The sequence below is a fragment of the Polaribacter sp. OB-PA-B3 genome (assembly GCF_054589375.1).
Genome location: NZ_BAAIIX010000003.1, coordinates 242,056 through 262,489 on the forward strand (window position 1 = coordinate 242,056; position 20,434 = coordinate 262,489).

Consider the following 20,434-nt stretch of genomic DNA (forward strand, 5'->3'; position numbering starts at 1 on the left):
TTATGTTTCTGTTTTTACTACTTGTGTTATTTATCCTTTAATTCGTTTTTTTCTATTGGTTTCGTAGTCTTCAAAAATCATTTCTCCTAAACCTTTCAAACCTGTATAAAATGCTTTTCCTTGATTTGCTTGCGTAAATGCTCTAACAAACTGCATTAAATAAGGGTCTTGTGCAATCATAAAGGTTGTAATAGGAATATGTAATTTTCTAGCTTGTTGCGCCATTGCATAACATTTGTTTACAATGTATTTATCTAAACCATTACTGTTTTTATAATATTGACCATCGGGTAAACGCAAGCAACTTGGTTTACCGTCTGTAATCATAAATATTTGTTTGTTGGTGTTTCTTTTTCTCCTTAACAAATCCATAGCTAAATTTAATCCTGCAACAGTATTTGTGTGATAAGGACCAACCTGTAAGTAGGGTAAATCTTTTATTTTAATAGACCAAGCATCATTACCAAAAACGATAATATCTAAAGTATCTTTTGGGTATCTTGTTGTAATTAATTCAGCCAAAGCCATGGCAACTTTCTTTGCAGGCGTAATTCTGTCTTCACCATATAAAATCATCGAATGGCTAATGTCTATCATTAAAACCGTACTCATTTGACTTTTATGCAGTGTTTCTTCAACCACCAAATCATTTTCTGTTAAATTAAAATCGCTAATTCCGTTATTTACTTGAGCGTTTCTAATACTCTCTGTCATAGAAACTTTGTCAAGGGCGTCTCCAAATTGGTATGCTCTAAAGTCTCCAGTATGTTCATCTCCAATACCAGGTGATTTACTTTTATGATTACCTGAACCACTTCTTTTAATTTTACCAAAAATATGATTTAATGCTTGTTGACGAATAGCACGTTCTGTTTTGGCAGTAATTTTTGTGCCACCAACTCCGTTACCATCAATTTCTTCTTTGATATAGCCTTTCTTTTTTAAGTCTTCAACAAAATCATCTATAGTATAATTTTCATCAGTTAATTTATACTCTATATCCAAAGATCTTAACCAATCGATGGCTTCTTCAAAATCACCAGAAGTATGTGTAATTAGTTCTTTAAATATTTCGAAAAGTTTTTCAAAAGGAGAAATGTTTTCTGCTTCGTAAGATTTAAAAACAAATCCTTTTCTTATTTTATTTTTTTTCATCATCATAAAAATACAACATTAAGTTTTTGTAATTCTTTCTAAAAAGTTAATATAAAAACATCATTGTTTTACAAAAATACAAAAAGATTAAACAAAATTATATATATTTGTCGTATGTCTACAATATTAATTACAGGAGGAACAGGTTTAGTTGGTAGTAAGTTAACAGAGTTATTGTTAGCGAACAAGCATGAAGTTAGGATTCTTAGTAGAAAGCCTTCTGCAAATAATGAATATAAGTGGGATGTATCGAATAAGTATATTGATGAAAACGCATTAACTGGTGTAGATTATATTATACATTTAGCAGGTGCTGGTATTGCAGATAAAAGATGGACAGATGAAAGAAAACAGATTATTATTGATAGTAGGGTAGAGACTGCAAATTTACTTTTTGATAAAGTAAAAAAATTAGATATTCAATTAAAAGGATTCATTTCTGCTTCTGGTAGTAATTATTACGGAGCCAAAACTGTAGATAAAATATTTAAAGAAGAAGACTCTGCCGGCAATGATTTTTTAGGAAAGGTTTGTTTACATTGGGAAAATGCTGCAAATAAATTTAAAGAATTAAATGTATCTGTTACAATTTTAAGAACAGGTATTGTATTATCCAGCAAAGGTGGTGCATTAGAAAAAATGAAAACGCCTATAATTTCTCCATTAGGATCGGGAAACCAGTACATGCCATGGATTCATATAGAAGATTTATGTTATTTATATATAAAAGCAGTAGAACAAGGTTTTTCAGGTGTCTTTAATGCAGTTTCACCAGAATCTCACACAAGTAAATCTTTTTCAAAAATATTGGCAAAGTCTGTGAATAGACCTTATTTACCTATTGCCGTACCTGGTTTTTTATTAAAATTAATTTTTGGTGAATTGGCTGTGATTCTTTTAAAAGGTAGTCGATTATCTTCTAATAAAGTTTTAAAATATGGTTTTAGATATCAATTTGAAAGTTTAGAAAAAGCATTACATAAAATTTAATAAAAAGTACTTAATATTTATTGGTATTAAGTAAGTGCTATCATATTTAAAGTGTTTGGGGGAATGCTTTGAATGTTGTAGTTTAAAAATGATAAAGACGAACTTAGGGGTTCGTCTTTATTTGTTTTTAATAACTTATAAAATAATTGGGGGCTTACTTTATAAACTATAAAATCTAGGGGAATTGAGAATAACGAAGTTAGGGCTTCGTTTAAACCTCTAGTCAAACATGGGGGTATAGAGTTTTTTTGTATTAATTTATTGATTATATGTATATTGTTTTTCTATGGTGTAAAATTATTACAGATTCTTCAATGAAAAAAAAATTATGATAAACGAAAACGTTTTCGTCTTATCAAAAACGTTTTCGTTTTCTATTTTATGGTACTTAAGTAGGTGATTTTTAATTTGTTCTAAGTATTTTATACAGGAAAAACACCCTGAAATTTGTGTTTTTTTCAGTAATAAGTATTTGTTAAAAGAATATTTAAATTTTCTTATCAATATTTTACTAATTTGATTGTATTAAATATTTTAAATTATCAAACAATAAAAAAGACGAACTAAATAGTTCGTCTTTCTTTTTATGATTTTAAAAGTATCTGGGGTTAATTAGACTTTTAAAAAATCATGTATAAAATTGTATTAAAAGTTAGAACCAGGAGATTCTGGTGGTGGCGATTGAGCTTGTGCTTTTTGTGGATTAAGAATCATATAGGTTCCTAGAGCAGTTAAAGCTGCATATTTACCGTAATTACCAATTTTTTTTATGGCTTCTTTTCTTGTAATGTCTTTGTTACTTTCCATTATTATTGAATGTATAGGGATTATTCTAAAATTATTTTTTTTGTAATATTATTTGTGCTACTCTTTATCTGTAAAAGATAAACTCCTTTAGATAACTTAGGTAGTTTAATTTCTGATGTACCGTTAGAAGCAAAGTTTGTTTTGAATACTTTACTACCAAGAATAGAAACTATAGATAAATTAATATCAGTATTAACAATACCTTTTATAATTACTTTACTTTTAGAACTATAAATAGATACATTATCTATAGCTTCTATTTCTGTAGCCAATACTTTAGCTCTTGTGTGTAAGTAAAAATTTCCAGTTCCGTTTAAATCTTCTTCTAAAACAATTTTATAGTTGTTATTACTATCACTTAATTTTGTAAATGTATTTTTAGATTTATCTTCTAAATAAACATTTAAACCTGTAGGTAAGTTTTTAATCTCTGTAGAAAATTCAATTTCAGAACCAGATTTTGCATTAATTCCTATAGGTATAATCATAGCTTCATGATTACTATTTGGTAGCGATTGAATACTTAATTTCTTCTCGTTTGATTTAGAAACTAATCCACTAAAAACTTGAAAATTAGAACTAACTCCACTAAATATTTCTCCGTCATATCCATTATCAAAACCTGTAGTTGTACCATCAATATAATAGATTTCAGTAAATTTGATGTTAGTACCATCTGTAATATTCAGTTTAATTTCTGGTCTATCAGACTTTAAGAAAGTATCTGTATTTTGGTGGCTTTGTGAAGCTGCAGAAAAATTAATATCATTTGTATTTTCTACCTCAACAAAAAATGCTTGCCCTGGTGCAATTTCGAAATTTTGTACAGTTACTCTTGTGTCATAGTCACCTAAACCTCCATTTAAGTTTTGATTCCATACCCATAAAGTTTGTGTTTTTAAACTTTTACCTACACCAGAGTTTTGAGTTAAAAAGTCTGCACTGTTTAAATAAGAAGTATAAGGGTTTGCCATTAAGTTGAAAGAGTTTGTGCCTTGCGTTACCTGTTTTACAACATTTCCTGTATTTAATGTTCCTGTAAATGCTAGCGTGCCATTTGATGTTAATCTAGTGGTAAAACCTTTTCCTGATTCTAATACATCTACAGTATCATCACCATTAATTTCATCTACTTGACCAACTTTATAATAAGCCCATCTTAAAGAGTTAGGTCTTGAATTATCAAAAGGAGCTAAAGCTATATTTCTATCAGTTCCAGAACCAGACCCTTTTGCGATACTTGGATGATTATTTACAAAATTTACAACTGTTTGCCCAGATAGAGGAGACCCTATTAAAAACCACTTATTTCCATCAATATTTCTGTTGTAAACTAAGTTACCTGTAGCTGTACCATTTACAATTAAAGATGCTCCTGTTTCTAAAGTAAAATTACCTGTATTTATTAAATTACCTCCTACTGTTAAAGATTTGCTAGAGTTTATAATAAGGTTACCTTCCACACTAAGGTCTTTAATAGATTTTTGATTACCATCTAAATAAGCTGTATTTCCAGAAGGAATCAAAACATTGTCTGTAGCTAAAGGTTCTCTATTTAAGCTCCAATTAGAAGCTATAGACCAATTACCAGAAGTACCTGTGAACTCGTTAGTAACTTCATCTGTATTAATGGTAATTTCTGTTTCTTTTTTATAAAAACTACCTACGTTTGGCGCAGTATATGCAATTGTGTATGTTCCTGGTGTCGAAGTAGCAACATTAATCTCTCCGGTAGTAGTGTTTAAGGCTAAACCAGAAGTAGAAGAAAATTCTCCACCCGAAATTCCTTGTATGGTTGGGGTTGTATTAACTCCGTTGATAGAGTAGCTTGTGTTATCATAAGAAAAATCAGAAAAATCATTATAATGTAAATTGATGAATTTTTCTAACACTTTAGCGTAATCTCTAGAAAAATAAGGAATTGTAGCGCTTCTAGAATCTGAGACACCGTATGTAGAAGTATATGCACTTCCTAAGTCTCTAACTCTTCTATTAACTTCAGTCATAATACCATCAATAGTACCACCACCGCCATTTACAGTTCCGCCACCACCTACAACGGTGTTTGCATTACTTGTACTACCAGATCCGTGTCTAATATTACTATAATAATCTCCTGCGAAATAAGAATTATTACCAGGATTTGTATCATCACAAGAACCTTGCCCACCATCACCAATATGACTTGGTACAGTTCTATAACCTTCTGTTCTTCCGCATCCAGCGTGTCCTAGAGAAGCATATTCAGAACCTCCGGTAACTTGCATTAAACCTCCAAAACTTTCAGATCCTCTGATTAGATCTTCAAAAGTTAAATTTTGTAAATTGTTTTCAATTAAGTTTTTAATAGTAACTCTTGCTAATTCTGCAGCATTTGTTGATGTGTTGTTTAAATTCTCATCAAAAGAACTACTAGGTAAATTATAACCTGCTTCTATTCTAGGTATCGAGTGACTTTGTCCGTGTAAATCTATATACAAACCTTTACCAAACTTAGTATTGACATCTGCACTAGCTTGGTCAATAAAACCATGATAAGCATCAAAATACTCATCTGCACTGCTGTTACCACACGTTGCAACACTTTTTGTTCTGTTAGGATCTAGTTTATTTCTTCTAAGATTATTGATGATGATATAAGGATAAACTCCAAATTCATCAAAACATTTCTTTTGTATTTCTCTTATTAAAATGTCTGTATTATCATCCATTTCACCTGTACCACAACTTCTAGTAGTTAATTCTCCGCCGGTAAGTCTACCACCATGAGGAGCCGAAATTATTACAGGCATTGTACCCGGAATGTATTCTATATATTTCTTAGAAGTATTATGGTATTGTGATGTAGCAAAATTAATTGTAATATTTTGTTGCGAACTACTTTGATCTGGATTTGTGGTAGTATATGTAATCGTGTGGGTGTCTATAGTAGATTCTGATAAATCGATAACACCAGTTGTAGCATTGATTACCAAACCAGCTGTTCCTGTAAAAGTACCACCTGTTTCTCCTGTAATTGTTGGAGTAGGGTCGGCATCTGAAATTGAATAACTACTATTTGCATATGTAAATGATGCATTATCTAAACCAATATCGAACGAAAAGTCAAATTGAATAGGTGTGTTAGCAGAAGCATTATTAGAGAAATCTCCATTGAAATTAAAAGCTTCGCTACCGTTTACAAAAACTTTACCGTAGGGTCCGGTTCCGTTCCAATCATCACCATATTGGTCATAAACTCTTATAGTATAATTTCCGTTAGGAAGGTTTACAACAGATGAGTTTTGATTTAGAAAACTTGTGTTTGCTCCATTGCCAAAATTATCATCAATTGATAAAACAACTTGATTAGATGAATTGATAATCTCCATTTTATTTTCGCCTGAATAACTTGGCCAGTTTACGTTTAAGTAAACACTGTTTTGCGAAAAGAAATTTAATGCTTGTGAAAAAATAATTAAGACAAGAAGATGTCTTAAAAAATTAGGGGTAATTTTTTTAGTCATTTATTAGGGGTAAAAAAGGTTAATTAAAACTAATGTCAGAGCAAAAAAAAGGCTGTTAACATAATTTTAACAGCCAAATATAATATTTTTTTTGAATTATTGTAATATAATTCTAGAATTTTGTGGTGATATTTAAAGCAACTTCGCTCCAAGTTTTAGAAATTCCGTCAGAACCAGTATGTAAAGCTTCACAAACTTTATTTAAAGAAGCTAAAGCATCTAATGCATTCCAATTACTAACGTCCATTTTACCACTCATGGCAAAAGTATTGTTTACAATTGTGTATTTGAAAGGTACTTTTTTAGATACTCCATTCATCTTTATCGTTGCAGCACCAATAGAATCATTTTCTATGTTTAGTTTTCCTGATAGTAATTTTGTATCAGACATTACTCCGAAAAAGAACTTCTGAATTTTATAATCTCTACTAGAATCTTTCGTAAAAATACTACTTACAGGAATCGAAAATTCGGTATTATTAATTGCTTCTTTAATCGTTTCTCCAGAACCACCAGAAATGATATCTACTTGTCTAAATTGCCCACCAACTGGTGTTTTTTCTGTAAATTTATAAGCAGTAAAGTTAATTTCACTTTCAGCTTTTTTTAGTGAAAACTTAGCATTGTCTTCTTTTTGTTCTGTTTTAGATGCAGTTTTATCTGATTTACAAGAGATAAAACTGATGTTAGTTGCAACTAATAATAATAAAATAAATGCTTTTTTCATTTTGATTGTTGTTTATTTAATACTGTATTTGCTAATTTTATATACTCTTTTTTTGCTTCTTCAGAAGACATATCTTTTAATTGCATCCAAGCATTTAGTTTAAATGCGTTTCTTACATTTAAATCGTTTTCATAAGGTAAATTACTGCCATAATTAGCTTGTTTGTAATATGCATAAAATTTAAGCATAATGTCTGGTGTAACTGCTTCTTTAAGCTCAGATATTTTAATGAAAGCTTCTTTAAACGCTATGTCTAAATCAGTATTCATATATTTATTTTCTAGCTACAATTTGTGTACCTCCCTTTACTTTATCGCCTAACTTTACAGCCAATTCTGTACCTAGCGGTAAATATAAATCTACTCTAGATCCAAATTTAATAAAACCTGCATCTGTACCTTGTATAACTTCTTCACCTTCTTTGGCGTAGTTTACAATTCTTTTAGCTAGTGCACCGGCAATCTGTCTGTATAAAACCTCACCCATTACGCCGTTTTCTATAACTACAGTTGTTCTTTCATTTTCTGTAGAAGCTTTTGGGTGCCATGCAACTAAGTATTTACCCGGATGATATTTGCTGTATTTAATAATACCGCTCATCGCATACCTAGTAACATGTACATTTATTGGAGACATAAAGATTGATACTTGTAATCTTTTATCTTTAAAATATTCTGGCTCTTCAACTTCTTCTATCACAACCACTTTACCATCAACAGGTGCAATTATTGTTCTTTCATCTAAAGTTGTAACCCTCTTAGGGTTTCTAAAAAATTGCAATACTGTAAAAAGTAGTATTAAAATGGCTACTTGAATTACTTTTACAAGCCAAATAATTTCTATAAATCTATCTGCTAATAAAATACCAGCTATAGATAAAATAAAAGCAATTACAATAATTTTATACCCTTCTTTATGAAAACGAATCATACTTAAATAATAAAGTTAATATACAAATATACAAACGGAGCCGCAAATAATAAACTATCAAGCCTATCTAAAATACCTCCATGACCTGGCATAATGTTACCACTGTCTTTAATTTTTGCTTGTCTTTTCAATTTAGATTCTACCAAATCTCCAATAGTTCCAATAACAGAAACAATTGTGGCAATTATAAACCAATTTAGCAAAGTTAAATCATTATTTAATCTACTAATAAAATATGCTGCTACTAAAGAAAATACAAAGCCACCTATAAAGCCTTCGATGGTTTTTTTAGGAGAAACAGAAACAAACAATTTTGTTTTACCAAAATTTTTACCCACCAAGAAAGCGAAACTATCGTTTACCCAAATTAGTATTAAGATAGATATCATTATATAAGGTGTGTAGACTTCATTTACAAAAGGCAACAGAATTAAAAAACAAAAAGAAAAAATAAGATATCTAATTGTTAATCCAAGTTTGTCTCTTTCTGTCTTAAATTTAATTTCGTTCTTTTTAAATAATTGAAAAATTAGAAACAATGAAGACGCAATATTTATAGCTAAAATAATATTGATGGCGTAATTGTAAGGTCTTTTGATAATAAGAAAAAGAGAAAGAGCAAAAAGTAAATAAGCACCTAAACTTTTTAAATTAATCATTTTTGAAAGTTCCCAAATGGCAACAAAACCAAAAAATGCAATTAAAGCCATATAAGATTCTTTAGAAAAAAGAATAGCAGATATAAAAATTAAAACATAAATGATTCCAGAAAAACTCCTTCTTAAAAGGTTGCGCATATTATAAATCTTCTAACAGCAGCAAATATAAGTTTTTTGTATTACTGTTGCCATAATTTAAAAAATTATCATCTTTTTTATTAATCTCATAATTTTTTACTGAAGATATATTTGTAGGTAAAGTTTCTTTAGAGTTTGTTTTGATACCTGTCAAGCCTTCGCCAGTATTTCTAACTAGCTGACTAGTTGTGGCGTAAACAATAAAGTTTTCTGATAATTCTGATAATTTGGTACTCTTTAATTGATTAGAAGAAAATAAAACTTCTCCTTTATCTGCAATTAAATGTTCGCAAGAAGTAAAAAATGGCACAGATTTTTTTAAATTACTGTGTATTGCAATTTTATCTTCGTCTATAAACCTGCGTAAATTATCATTTGTAAGTAAAATTTCTTTCCAATTATTTTCAGAAAGAATACGCTTAAGGTTTTCTAAAACTTCTTCTTTCTTTAAACAATATAAAAATTTACCTCCTTTTTCGATAAAGTTATGTACAAAAAGATCATCCAAAGACAGGTTTACTTCCTGTCTTTGGATTTCTTTATCTTCTTTAACCGGTATGTTAAATATCTTTTTTAAAAAATTCATTCTTAATTGTCGAATATTAGATTATTCCTCAGTGCTTTCTGCTGCTGGGGGAACACTCACTTCTTCTTCAATCAATTTTTCTACTTTTACTTCAGCATCTAATGCTTCAAATGGTCTTTTACCAAATACTTTTTCTAAATCGTCTTTAAAGATAACTTCTTTCTCTAAAAGTAACTCTGCTAAAACTGTTAATTTTTCCTTATTGTTGTCTAATAACTCAATAGCTCTTTGGTACTGATTTTCGATCAACTTAGAAATTTCTTGGTCTATTCTTTTAGCTGTGTCATCACTGTATGGTTTCACAAAAGAATCATTTCCAGAAGAATCGTAATATGTAACATTACCAACCTCTTCATTTAAACCATAAACAGTTATCATTGCTCTTGCTTGCTTCGTCACTTTTTCTAAATCACTTAAAGCACCTGTAGATATTTTATCAAAAATTATTTTTTCTGCTGCTCTACCACCAAGTGTAGCACACATTTCGTCTAACATTTGCTCGGTCTGCACAATTAATCTTTCTGCTGGTAGGTACCATGCAGCTCCTAAAGATTGTCCTCTAGGTACAATAGTTACTTTAACTAATGGTGCAGCATGTTCTAACATCCAACTTACCGTTGCGTGACCTGCTTCGTGATAAGCAATTACTTTTTTCTCTTTAGGTGTAATTACCTTGTTTTTCTTTTCTAAACCACCAACAATTCTATCTACAGCATCTAAAAAGTCTTGATGATGAATTGCAGTTTTACCATTTCTGGCAGCAATTAAAGCAGATTCGTTACACATGTTAGCAATATCTGCACCAGAAAAACCAGGTGTTTGTTGCGCTAAAAACTCAACATTAACATCGTCTGCTAATTTTAAAGGTTTGATATGAACCTCAAAAATTGCTTTACGTTCGTTTATATTTGGTAGGTCTACATAAATTTGTCTATCGAATCTACCAGCACGCATAAGTGCACTATCTAAAACATCTGCTCTGTTAGTTGCAGCAATAACAATTACGTTTGTATCTGTACCAAAACCATCCATTTCTGTTAACAGTTGGTTTAATGTATTTTCTCTTTCATCGTTACCACCTGTCATGCTATTTTTACCACGAGCTCTACCAATAGCATCAATCTCATCAATAAAAATAATTGAAGGTGATTTTTGTGCAGCTTGTTTAAACAAGTCTCTAACTCTAGAAGCACCAACCCCAACAAACATCTCTACAAAGTCTGATCCTGATAGAGAGAAGAAAGGTACACCAGCTTCACCTGCAACGGCTTTTGCTAATAAAGTTTTACCAGTTCCCGGAGGTCCTACTAATAAAGCACCTTTTGGTATTTTACCACCAAGAGAAGTATATTTCTCTGGGTTTTTTAAGAAGTCTACAATTTCTTGTACTTCTTCTTTAGCACCTTCTAAACCTGCTACATTTTCGAAAGTTGTTTTTACTTTCGTGTCTTTATCAAATAACTTGGCTTTCGATTTACCAATGTTAAATATTTGGCCACCACCGCCAGAACCAGCGCCACCGCCAGACATTCTACGCATAAAGAATAACCAAATAGCAATTAAGATAATAAAAGGTAAAAAACCAATTAAGGTATCTATCATGCTTGTTCTACTTTCGTTTTTTAAATCGAAAGTTAAATTGTTTTCTTTTTTTGCTTCTTGTAAATTGTTTTCGAAATTTTGTAAATCACCAAAATTATATTCATACAAAGAAGATCCTTTTCTATAAAATGTAGAATTTATTAATTTCTGATATTTTTCTTTCTTAATTGCTTCTTCTTTTATAAAAACCTGAGCGACGTTGTTATTAACTACAATAATTTTAGAAATATCGTTATCTCTTAAAACTTCATTAAATTCGTTTTTAGAAATGCTTTTAGTAGCTAAATCTCCGCTACTAAAAAATTGAAATCCAATTAGTAATACTAAAATTGCACCGTAAATCCAATAAGCGTTAAACTTAAATTTTGGTACATTTGTGTTGTTGTCTTTTTTATTTTCGTTCATTTTTTATAAAATCTAAAAATTTAAGCTGGTTTTATTTCTGTAATTTTTGCATCTCCCCAAAGACCTTCAATGTCATAAAAATCTCTTGTTTGTTTTTGAAAGATATGTACTGCAACGTTTACGTAGTCCATTAGAATCCATTCAGCAATATTTTCACCTTCTATATGCCAAGGTTTATCTTTTAGCTGTTTACTCACCATTTTTTGAACCGAACCAGAAATTGCTTTTACTTGTGTGTTAGAGTTACCAGAGCAAATTATAAAATAATCGCAAACGGTATTTTCAATTTCGCGTAAGTCAAGTAATTGAATATCTTCTCCTTTAACTTCCTCAATTCCCTGAATTATTACAGATATTAAATCATCTGTACTTACTTGTTTATTTGTCATTAATTTTTTTCTAATTTAAACGCAAAGTTATTATTTTTTTGCGACTATTTTATGTAATATTGAACTTGTTTACACTTTATTTAACACTTGAAAAGAATCAAACTTAGTGCCATCGATTCTACCAATTCTTTTTTAAAAGAAATGGCATCTAATTCTGTCTTAGAAAATTATACAATTGTTGTTACAGATAGCCAAGTAAATGGTCGCGGGCAACAAGGCAGTATTTGGGTTTCAGAGCCTTATAAGAACTTGATATTTAGTGTTTTTGTTCGTTTTTCTGATTTAGATATTTCGAAAAGAAGGTACTTAAATTTTGCAGTTTCTTTAGCTATTTACCAAGTTTTAACAGGCTTAGAAATTCCGAAAGTAACCATTAAATGGCCTAACGACATTTTGGCAGTAAACAAGAAAATTTGCGGAGTTTTAGTTGAAAATAGCTTAAAAGGAGCAAAAATTGCATCCTCTGTCATCGGAATTGGGCTAAATGTAAACCAAACTGATTTTCCTGCGTACTTAGAAAAAGCGAGTTCTTTAAAACTGATAAGACCCAAACCTTATAATTTAGAAGAAATTTTAGATTTACTTGTTGCAAAGTTGAAAGAAAAGATTGCAATTTTAGAGTCTGATAATTTTGAGACTCTAGAAAAAGATTATTTACAAGTGTTGCATAAAAAAAACATTCCTACTATGTTTAAAGATAGTAAAAATGCTTTATTTATGGGTGTTATTCGAGGCATTTCTATAGATGGCAAACTTCAAGTAGAAGTAGAAGATGAAACCATTTTAGAATTTGGTATTAAAGAAATTTCTTTACTTTAAAGCTTCGAAATATTTTCTGTTAAAGTATCTACAAATTTAGATAATGGTTTTTTTACCATCATTGCCATCATTGGATTAAAATCTCCGTTAAAATTTAAAGAAACCTCACTTTTATTGTCTTCAATTTTAACAATATCTGCAGCCAAAGCAAAAGATAATTTGCTACTAGCAGCACCAAGAGTAATGTTAGAAAATTCAGTTTTTTCTTTTAAAACCAGCCTTATTTCTGGCATTCCTGGTAGGCTAAATAGAAAAGAATCGCCGTCAACCTCAAACTTTTGCGTGTTTTCTGGCATAATTTTTTCGAAATTATTTAAATCGCTAAAAAAGTTAAATAATTCTTCTTGCGATTTGTCAATCACAACTTTGTTTCCTGTAATATTCATGTTGTTAATCTTTTATTATTGATTCCAAGTACTAGGTTCTCTTCTCCATTCGTGTAAAGTTATCAATTCTTTTTCAGAAATGTAGTTGCTATCTAAAGCTTGTTCTAATAAATTTTCATAATTACTTAAAGTAGATAGAGCTACGTTTTTCTCTTTAAAGTTGTTTGTAGCAACATCAAAACCATAAGAAAAAATGGCAACCATACCTTTAACAACTGCACCTGCTTCTTTTAAAGCATCTACAGCATTTAAGCTACTTTTACCAGTACTTATTAAATCTTCTATCACTACAACGTTTTGACCTCTTTCTAAGTGCCCTTCAATTTGGTTTTTTCTACCATGTTTTTTTGGCTCTGGTCTTACATAAATAAAAGGTACACCTAATTCTTGTGCAACTAAAATACCAATTGCTATTGCGCCCGTGGCAACACCTGCTATAACATCTGGTTTGCCGTATTCTTTTTCTACAATTTTTGCAATTTCTTCTTTTAAGAAAATACGAACCGGAGGATAAGAAAGTGTTACTCTGTTATCGCAATAAATTGGCGATTTCCAACCTGACGCCCAATTAAAAGGGTCATTTGGGTTTAGCTTTATCGCTTTTACTTGCAGTAAAAGTTCAGCTGTTTTTTTTGCCGTATCTTTGTTTAAAATCATACCGCAAATGTATAAAGTTTTTGTAAATGATAAGCCAATAATTGTAACATCTTCTCAAAAAAAAGAGAATGATTTTCCTTTGTATATTTTAAAAAATTCTGTAACGGAAGAAATTATACATAAACTTAAAGGTAACAGTGTTAAGGGTATAACGCTTTATACACCCAATTTAGAAGAAGGTTGGCGTGCTTTTTTAAAAACTTTTAATATTATTTCTGCAGCGGGTGGTTTGGTTTTAAATGCACACAAAGAAATTTTATGTATTTACAGATTTGATAAATGGGATTTACCTAAAGGAAGAATCGAAAAAGGAGAGTCTATAGAAGAGGCAGCAGTAAGAGAAGTAGAAGAAGAATGTGGTATCAATAGCCTACAATTAGTGCAACCTCTAATTACTACTTACCATGTTTATTTTGACAAAGGAATGAAACTAAAAGAAACCTTTTGGTACTTAATGACAACAGATTACTCAGGTAGCTTAACTCCGCAATTAGAAGAAGGTATTACAAAAGTTGTTTTTATGAATCAAAAGGAGATAACAGTAGCCCTTGCAAATTCTTATAAAAACATTGCTTTAGTTTATGATACTTACCTAAATATGTAATATTCTCAAAAAACATTCTATCTTTGCCGACTTCTAAAAAGCTACAATAAAATGACAGGATTTATTAAAAAAATAATGCCAAATGCAAAAGATGATGCATTAGCAGGTATAACCGTTTCTTTGGCTATGATACCAGAAGTAGTAGCCTTTGCTTTTGTGGCACAAATTAGCCCTATTGTGGCTTTGTTTGGTGCTTTTGTTATTGGATTAATTTCGGCTGTTTTTGGTGGTAGACCAGGTTTAATTTCTGGTGCAGCTGGTGCAGTAGCCGTTATTTTTGTAAATATGATACAAGAAGGGCACGCTAAAGGATTGCTTTTTGATACACCTGTAGAAAATATGGGGTATTTCTACCTGTTAGCGGCAGTGGTTTTAATGGGAGTAATACAGGTAATTGCTGGTTTGTTTAAACTTGGTAAGTTTGTAAGGTTAATTCCGCACCCTGTAATGATGGGATTTGTAAACGGTTTGGCCATTGTTATTTTTATGGCACAATTGGGTATGTTTACCGAAAACAAAAAAGATGTTTACGGGCAAAACATGCGTAAAACAACTGCCAAAGAATTGGTATATCAAGTAGAGGGTAACCAAGTAAAAGACCTCGCTTCTGGTACCGTATTGTTTACAATAGAAGGAAATGCAATAAAAAATGCAAACACTAATCAAGACGCATTTTTAATTTCAGAAGGTCAGGTTTTTGATATCAATACAAAAAAAGTACTTTACAATGCAGATAAAGAAGGTTTTTACACTGTAAAAGATAGTGGTGTGGTAAAAACAACCATGCAAAGTAAAACACTGTATGTTATGATTGGTTTGGTTTTGCTAACCATGTTTATTGTTTGGGGCTTGCCTAAATTAACAACCAAAATACCTGCAGCTTTAACCGCTATTTTAATCGTTACATTGGTGTCTATATTTAGTGGTTTAGGTTCTATAAATGTAGGTGATTTTATTAGAGATGGAGGAGGAGCTGGCTTAAACGGAATCGCAGAACTTTCTAAAAACTTAAATGTATTAGAGTTATGGAGTAACCTGCCTTTTAATTTAGATACTTTAAAATTTATTGCGCCGTATGCCTTTTTAGCTGCTTCTGTAGGTTTGATAGAAACTTTAATGACAATGAACTTGGTAGACGAGTTAACAGAATCTAGAGGTAATGGTAATAAAGAATGTGTAGCACAAGGTGCTGGTAACATCTTAAGCGGTATGTTTGGTGGTACAGGTGGTTGTGGTATGATTGGGCAAACTGTAATTAATATCAATGCAGGAGGTAGAGGCCGTTTGTCTGGTGTTATGATGGCATTAACCTTATTAACTTTTATTTTATTTGCAGACAAATACATAGAACAAGTGCCTATAGCAGCTTTGGTTGGGGTTATGTTTATGATGGTTATAGAAACCTTTGCTTGGTCTAGTTTTAGAATTTTAAAGAAAATACCAATATCAGATGCTGCCGTATTAATTATTGTATCTGCAGTAACTGTGTTTTTCGATTTGGCCATTGCAGTATTTGTAGGGGTTATTATTTCTGCTTTGTCTTTTGCATGGACAAGTGCTAAGAAAATTAGAGCAAGAAAACGTTTTAAAGCAGATGGTACAAAGATTTACGAAATTTGGGGACCTTTGTTTTTTGGAAGTATTACTGCTTTTAATGATAAGTTTGATATTAAAACAGATCCAGAAAACATTGAAATTGATTTTGTAGAATCTAGAGTTTCAGACCACTCTGCCATCGAAGCAATATTTGCTTTGGTAGAAAAATACCAAGCAGCGGGTAAAAAAGTTACGTTAAAGCATTTAAGTGAAGATTGTAAAGTACTTTTATACAAAGCATCGCCAATTTTTGACGGAGTTATAGAAGAGGGTATCGACGATCCTCGTTACCACTTAGCTGCCAACCCAGAGAAGTTTCCGAAACCTCTTGGTGAGTATAAGTTTTAAAAAATATTATTTTTGAATACACTATAATAAAAAAGCTCAACTGTAATTGGTTGAGCTTTTTTTATTTTAAATTAATACTTTTACAAATTCGCCAATAATTCTCATTTCATTACTATTATTTTCATCAATGATTATGTTTTTAAAGCTATTGTCAAAAGAATTTGGTTTTAATAAAATTGAATTATGTTGCCAACCTTCTTCACTTATTGTTTTTTCACTTGAATAAGTTTTTACTGTAAATGCTGAATTAAAATCAGGGTCAAATGAATCTCTATTTTCAATTAATAGAATTTTTCCGCTTCGTGAACCTGTAACATTCTTTTTGAATATGCAAATTGAATTGTTTGGAATAATTTTATTCATGGATTCACCTATTACTTTGCATGCAAAATAATCTTCAGAAGAAAATCTTTCTGGAACTTCTATTAAACTATGTTCTTTGCCGTCTTGCATTTCACTGAAACTTCCTGCTGCTGCATAAAAATTATAAAGCGGGATTGAATAAGCTGGTTCAACAGTTTCTGAAATATCCATTTTAAGTTGAATAGTTTCGCTTTTAGTAGCTTTTTTATCAGTTTTAGTCTTGATATTTGAATTCTCTTCTAAATATTGATACATCGAATCTGAAACTGGGTTTTCTAAATCAAAACGAATTTTGACAACAGAAACTTGTTTACCACTATCACTATTCATTTTGGTTTGTTCAACATTGTTTTTTTGAGGCTTAATGTTTCCCATGTAGTAGAAATCTGTTCCTTCGTCGTTGTTTTTTTTGATAAAAAGTGGAAGTCGGATTTCGCCATTTTTACCCAAAATAGATTGAACATCTTTACTTGCTAATTTTCGATTGGATTTTGACATCCAATCAAACTCTCTTTGATTTACAAATTCGTCCTCATATTTAGTTGACTCAGATATATCTTCTTCTTTATGATAATTAACAAAAATTGGACAATACTTATTATCTGGACTCACTAAATATCCACCAACATTTTGTGCAACTGGATTTTCTGAAAAATTTAAAATTCTAAAGACATCTTTTCTGGAATACTTTCTATATAAATGAAAACCTTCATTCCATTTGGTTGAATCAAAGTTTTTATTAAAATTGTGTATAGAATATTCTACAGTGTCTAATAAAAACTCTTTAAAATTAGAGTTTTCTAAAAGTAATTTAAATTCATCTTCTATTAAAAATTCACTATTTTCTAATTTAATAATGTTTAAGTTGTAAATATCTTTGGCAGGAATAAGTTTTCCATCCTTTTTTTCACGTATAAATTCAAAATTAATATTTGAAACACAAGAATTAATAGTTTCTTCAGAAACACTATAGTTATATTTTTCTTTAATTTTTGTTCTTAATTTTTTAATATTATAATTACCGTAATTAATTGATTCTTTTAGGATTAAGGATTCCTCGATTCGTTTTGAATTGTTAATTTCTTTTGAAAATAGTTCTAATAATTTTATTTGCTTTGGGTTTAAGGTCGCATCAAAATTCTTTTCAACTTTATTTAGGAAATTAAAATAAGACTTTGAGTGATTAACATAAAGAAAAGGGTCTCTAGAGTCATTCTTTATAAAATCCATCATCATTGGAATTTGACCAATTCTACTTTTTAAATTATTATAGTCTATTTTTAAATCAGTAAGCAATTGCATCTTTGCAGAATCAATTGAAGCATAAATTTTTTCTTTAGTAATTTCATCAAAATTGATTGTAGATTCTCCAGGAATCATACTGCTGCCTTCTGAAATTAACTTTCGAATTTTATCTTTATTATAAGAAGTGTCTCCGTATAAAGCTATTGGTATTAAGTAGTTGTTTTTATAATTACCAATAAAATCTATAATAGTCAAATAATACTTATTATCTGTTTTTCTTAAACCTCGTCCTAGTTGCTGTATAAAAATTATAGCAGATTGTGTAGGTCGAATCATGACTACTTGATTTATTTTAGGAATATCTATGCCTTCATTAAAAATATCAACTGTAAAGATGTAATCTATTTTTATTGAAAGGTCATCACTTTCTAGTAGCTCTATTGCGTTTATTCTGTCGTCTTCTGAATTATCACCAGTTAAAGCTACAGTTTTATAGCCTCTTTGATTAAATTTTTCAGATAATTCTTTTGCTTCTTTCTTTAATGAACAAAAAACTAAGCCTCTTGTTATGCCATTATCTGAACCGTAAAACTCTATTTTAGAAATAATTTTGGTAACTCTTTCGTCTGCTGTCAAGAGTCTGAAATCTGATTCGTTTTCCAAGATTTCATCATTTACAGACAAATCAGTTACACCAAAATAATGAAATGGAATGAGCATATTTTCTTCCATAGCCTGATTAAGCCTAATTTCGTAAGCTATGTTATGGTCAAAAAGACTATAAATATCTTTATCGTCTGTTCTATCTGGTGTAGCTGTCATTCCAAGAAGGAAACTTGGATTGAAATATTCTATTAACCTAATGTATGAGTCTGCTCCGGAACGATGTGATTCATCAATGATAATGTAGTCGAAAAAATCGCTTTCGAATTGTTCTAAATGATTAGATTTTGAAATTGTTTGTACAGTTGAAAATACAAAATCTTTATCTAATTCTCTTTTGTTGCCTGAATATAATCCCATGGTTTTAGACTTTCCAAAAATTGTTTTGAAAGTCTTCATTGCTTTTTCTGCAATATTTCGCCTATGAACTACGAATAATAGTTTTTTAGGATTAAATGCTTTGGCGTCGAAAGCTGCTAAATATGTTTTTCCCGTTCCTGTTGCTGAAATTATTAAAGCTTTGTTTTTATCTTTTCTAAGCTTTTTTAAATTATCTAATGCTTCAGTTTGCATCGAATTTGGAGTAATTTTTACTTCAATTTCGTTTGATAATTCTGCTTCACTTTTTTTATAAACTAGAAATTGCTTTTTATAAATCTCCTCGTATATTTCAATATAAGTTTCATTAACAATTTCACCTATTTCAAAATCATCTTGAAATTCGGTTAATACTTTGTCTACGATTGAGCTTGAGTTTCTTGCAGAAACTTTCATATTCCACTCCTTATTAGTTGATAAAGCAGAAGAGGTTAGATTGCTGCTACCAATTACTAAATTGTAATAATCGGAATGTTTAAAAATGTAACCTTTTGAATGTGAGTTTTCTTTAGTTATTATTTTTAATTCAATGTTTTTGAATTTACAAAGTCTCTTTAAAGCTTCAGGTTGTGTGAAGTTCAAGTATTGAGAAACAAGAATTTTTCCTTTTATTCCTTTGTTTTCAAGTTTTTGGAAAGTATTTATTAAAGCAGAAACTCCACTTGTCGTTACAAAAGCAACAGATATATAAAAGCTTTCACATTTTTCAAGTTCTTTTATTATTGTAGATAAAACTTTCTTTCTTGGGATTTTTCTGTTTACAAGTAACTCTGGTTGATAAAGAGCATCAGAGTCTAATGTTTTGTCAATGAATCCAGTTAGTAAACTGTCTTTAAAATTATCATCAAAAACTTTATTCATTATCAATTAATCTTTTTACTATTGGGATATCTGCTTCAGCCCAATCAAGGATATTAATATTTTTTACTGTAAGCCATTCAGACGCAATATGCTCATTTAATTGTATGTTTTTATTTCTTGAATAGCATTTAAAGGTATGCATTGTTAATTCAAAATCAGGATATTGATGAACTATTGTAAAAAACAAATCATCAATTTTAGTTGGTATGAAATTTAACTCTTCAATTAATTCCCTTCTTAAAGCTTCTTTTTTTGATTCTCCTTTTTCTATTTTTCCACCAGGAAATTCGAATTTTTTAGAAATATAGTCTAACTTATTTTCAGGTCTTTGTACACATAAAATTTCTTCTTTATGATAAATTATTCCAGCCACAACCTCTATTTTTTTCATGTTTTTATCAAGATAAAATATTGTACTTATTCGTTTTAATTTCTTAAAAATTAAAGATGACTAAAGTAAAAAAGAATTCGCAATTTCTTTTGTAAAGAATCGTGAAATTTTAAGGTTTAAAAAAGAAAGATAAGTTCAGTAATTAATTAGTACTAACCAATCACTACACAGCTCAGTAGCTAATACAACATAGCTACTGAGCAATTGTTACATCGCACAGGAGCTTGTT

18 protein-coding genes are annotated in these 20,434 nt (G+C 30.2%); 4 read left to right on the forward strand and 14 right to left on the reverse strand.

Annotation, left to right across the window (positions count from 1 at the left end; translation table 11 throughout):
• Nucleotides 1-30: 30 nt before the first annotated feature.
• Nucleotides 31-1,155 carry a vWA domain-containing protein gene (locus ACYPV9_RS08250; RefSeq protein ID WP_459743058.1) on the reverse strand — a complete coding sequence of 375 codons (1,125 nt, stop codon included), beginning with the start codon at nt 1,153-1,155 and terminating at the stop codon, nt 31-33.
• 114 nt (nt 1,156-1,269) lie between these two features.
• On the opposite strand from ACYPV9_RS08250, the gene ACYPV9_RS08255 reads away from it, so the two are divergent.
• Nucleotides 1,270-2,145, forward strand: a complete 876-nt coding sequence (locus ACYPV9_RS08255) for a TIGR01777 family oxidoreductase (RefSeq protein ID WP_459742938.1) — start codon at nt 1,270-1,272, stop codon at nt 2,143-2,145.
• A 645-nt stretch (nt 2,146-2,790) separates the two neighbouring features.
• Here the strand turns inward: ACYPV9_RS08255 and ACYPV9_RS08260 are convergent.
• The 9 genes from ACYPV9_RS08260 to rsfS all read right to left on the reverse strand — a co-directional run bounded on the left by ACYPV9_RS08260 (nt 2,791) and on the right by rsfS (nt 11,894).
• The gene (locus ACYPV9_RS08260; protein ID WP_299064944.1) at nt 2,791-2,952 is read right to left on the reverse strand and encodes a hypothetical protein; all 162 of its coding nucleotides are present in this window, start codon (nt 2,950-2,952) and stop codon (nt 2,791-2,793) included.
• 20 nt (nt 2,953-2,972) lie between these two features.
• On the reverse strand, nt 2,973-6,458 hold the full coding sequence (locus ACYPV9_RS08265) for a T9SS type A sorting domain-containing protein (RefSeq protein ID WP_459742940.1): 3,486 nt from the start codon (nt 6,456-6,458) through the stop codon (nt 2,973-2,975).
• Nucleotides 6,459-6,570: 112 nt separating this feature from the next.
• On the reverse strand, nt 6,571-7,185 hold the full coding sequence (locus tag ACYPV9_RS08270; protein ID WP_459742942.1) for a YceI family protein: 615 nt from the start codon (nt 7,183-7,185) through the stop codon (nt 6,571-6,573).
• The gene (locus ACYPV9_RS08275) at nt 7,182-7,454 is read right to left on the reverse strand and encodes an acyl-CoA-binding protein (RefSeq protein WP_299064947.1); all 273 of its coding nucleotides are present in this window, start codon (nt 7,452-7,454) and stop codon (nt 7,182-7,184) included. Before ACYPV9_RS08275 ends, ACYPV9_RS08270 begins: the two co-directional genes overlap by 4 nt.
• A gap of 4 nt (nt 7,455-7,458) precedes the next feature.
• Nucleotides 7,459-8,115, reverse strand: a complete 657-nt coding sequence (locus tag ACYPV9_RS08280) for a phosphatidylserine decarboxylase family protein (protein ID WP_299064948.1) — start codon at nt 8,113-8,115, stop codon at nt 7,459-7,461.
• Between the two features lie 2 nt (nt 8,116-8,117).
• Nucleotides 8,118-8,912, reverse strand: a complete 795-nt coding sequence (locus ACYPV9_RS08285) for a phosphatidate cytidylyltransferase (RefSeq protein WP_459742945.1) — start codon at nt 8,910-8,912, stop codon at nt 8,118-8,120.
• A gap of 1 nt (nt 8,913) precedes the next feature.
• A complete protein-coding gene (locus tag ACYPV9_RS08290; RefSeq protein ID WP_459742948.1) occupies nt 8,914-9,498 on the reverse strand; it encodes an LUD domain-containing protein in 585 nt (194 codons plus the stop codon).
• 21 nt (nt 9,499-9,519) lie between these two features.
• Complete coding sequence (gene ftsH, locus ACYPV9_RS08295) at nt 9,520-11,505, reverse strand: ATP-dependent zinc metalloprotease FtsH (RefSeq protein WP_299064951.1); 1,986 nt, start codon at nt 11,503-11,505, stop codon at nt 9,520-9,522.
• 20 nt (nt 11,506-11,525) lie between these two features.
• Nucleotides 11,526-11,894: a ribosome silencing factor gene (gene rsfS, locus ACYPV9_RS08300; RefSeq protein WP_077809750.1), complete on the reverse strand. Its 369-nt coding sequence runs from the start codon at nt 11,892-11,894 to the stop codon at nt 11,526-11,528.
• Between the two features lie 87 nt (nt 11,895-11,981).
• Between rsfS and ACYPV9_RS08305 the strand changes: the two genes are divergently transcribed.
• Nucleotides 11,982-12,713, forward strand: a complete 732-nt coding sequence (locus ACYPV9_RS08305; RefSeq protein ID WP_459742951.1) for a biotin--[acetyl-CoA-carboxylase] ligase — start codon at nt 11,982-11,984, stop codon at nt 12,711-12,713.
• Here ACYPV9_RS08305 and ACYPV9_RS08310 read toward each other — a convergent pair.
• Nucleotides 12,710-13,099, reverse strand: coding sequence for an SRPBCC family protein (locus ACYPV9_RS08310; protein WP_299064953.1), 390 nt, complete (start codon nt 13,097-13,099; stop codon nt 12,710-12,712). The two genes, ACYPV9_RS08305 and ACYPV9_RS08310, sit on opposite strands and share 4 nt — an antisense overlap.
• 15 nt (nt 13,100-13,114) lie before the next feature.
• The gene (gene pyrE / locus ACYPV9_RS08315) at nt 13,115-13,756 is read right to left on the reverse strand and encodes an orotate phosphoribosyltransferase (protein WP_299064954.1); all 642 of its coding nucleotides are present in this window, start codon (nt 13,754-13,756) and stop codon (nt 13,115-13,117) included.
• Nucleotides 13,757-13,763: 7 nt separating this feature from the next.
• Between pyrE and ACYPV9_RS08320 the strand changes: the two genes are divergently transcribed.
• Together ACYPV9_RS08320 and ACYPV9_RS08325 are read left to right on the forward strand one after the other, a co-directional pair.
• Nucleotides 13,764-14,360, forward strand: coding sequence for an NUDIX domain-containing protein (locus tag ACYPV9_RS08320; protein WP_299064955.1), 597 nt, complete (start codon nt 13,764-13,766; stop codon nt 14,358-14,360).
• 51 nt (nt 14,361-14,411) lie between these two features.
• The gene (locus ACYPV9_RS08325) at nt 14,412-16,304 is read left to right on the forward strand and encodes a SulP family inorganic anion transporter (RefSeq protein ID WP_459742954.1); all 1,893 of its coding nucleotides are present in this window, start codon (nt 14,412-14,414) and stop codon (nt 16,302-16,304) included.
• A gap of 66 nt (nt 16,305-16,370) precedes the next feature.
• On the opposite strand, the gene ACYPV9_RS08330 is transcribed toward ACYPV9_RS08325, so the two are convergent.
• Nucleotides 16,371-19,814 (reverse strand): DUF3427 domain-containing protein, encoded by a 3,444-nt coding sequence (locus tag ACYPV9_RS08330; protein WP_459742956.1) that lies wholly within the window; start codon nt 19,812-19,814, stop codon nt 16,371-16,373.
• Entirely contained in the window at nt 19,807-20,205 is a 399-nt protein-coding gene (locus ACYPV9_RS08335; protein WP_459742958.1) for a (deoxy)nucleoside triphosphate pyrophosphohydrolase, read from the reverse strand. The genes ACYPV9_RS08330 and ACYPV9_RS08335 overlap by 8 nt, the downstream gene beginning before the upstream one ends.
• Nucleotides 20,206-20,434 lie beyond the last annotated feature (229 nt).

Coding starts and splice junctions, on each gene's coding strand:
- pyrE (WP_299064954.1), bottom strand. CDS start 13,756: ATGATTTTAAACAAAGATACGGCAAAAAAAACAGCTGAACTTTTACTG.
- ACYPV9_RS08335 (WP_459742958.1), bottom strand. CDS start 20,205: ATGAAAAAAATAGAGGTTGTGGCTGGAATAATTTATCATAAAGAAGAA.
- ACYPV9_RS08290 (WP_459742948.1), bottom strand. CDS start 9,498: ATGAATTTTTTAAAAAAGATATTTAACATACCGGTTAAAGAAGATAAA.
- ACYPV9_RS08310 (WP_299064953.1), bottom strand. CDS start 13,099: ATGAATATTACAGGAAACAAAGTTGTGATTGACAAATCGCAAGAAGAA.
- ACYPV9_RS08330 (WP_459742956.1), bottom strand. CDS start 19,814: ATGAATAAAGTTTTTGATGATAATTTTAAAGACAGTTTACTAACTGGA.
- ACYPV9_RS08280 (WP_299064948.1), bottom strand. CDS start 8,115: ATGATTCGTTTTCATAAAGAAGGGTATAAAATTATTGTAATTGCTTTT.
- ACYPV9_RS08255 (WP_459742938.1), top strand. CDS start 1,270: ATGTCTACAATATTAATTACAGGAGGAACAGGTTTAGTTGGTAGTAAG.
- ACYPV9_RS08260 (WP_299064944.1), bottom strand. CDS start 2,952: ATGGAAAGTAACAAAGACATTACAAGAAAAGAAGCCATAAAAAAAATT.
- ACYPV9_RS08275 (WP_299064947.1), bottom strand. CDS start 7,454: ATGAATACTGATTTAGACATAGCGTTTAAAGAAGCTTTCATTAAAATA.
- ACYPV9_RS08320 (WP_299064955.1), top strand. CDS start 13,764: ATGTATAAAGTTTTTGTAAATGATAAGCCAATAATTGTAACATCTTCT.
- ACYPV9_RS08250 (WP_459743058.1), bottom strand. CDS start 1,155: ATGAAAAAAAATAAAATAAGAAAAGGATTTGTTTTTAAATCTTACGAA.
- ftsH (WP_299064951.1), bottom strand. CDS start 11,505: ATGAACGAAAATAAAAAAGACAACAACACAAATGTACCAAAATTTAAG.
- ACYPV9_RS08270 (WP_459742942.1), bottom strand. CDS start 7,185: ATGAAAAAAGCATTTATTTTATTATTATTAGTTGCAACTAACATCAGT.
- ACYPV9_RS08265 (WP_459742940.1), bottom strand. CDS start 6,458: ATGACTAAAAAAATTACCCCTAATTTTTTAAGACATCTTCTTGTCTTA.
- rsfS (WP_077809750.1), bottom strand. CDS start 11,894: ATGACAAATAAACAAGTAAGTACAGATGATTTAATATCTGTAATAATT.
- ACYPV9_RS08285 (WP_459742945.1), bottom strand. CDS start 8,912: ATGCGCAACCTTTTAAGAAGGAGTTTTTCTGGAATCATTTATGTTTTA.
- ACYPV9_RS08325 (WP_459742954.1), top strand. CDS start 14,412: ATGACAGGATTTATTAAAAAAATAATGCCAAATGCAAAAGATGATGCA.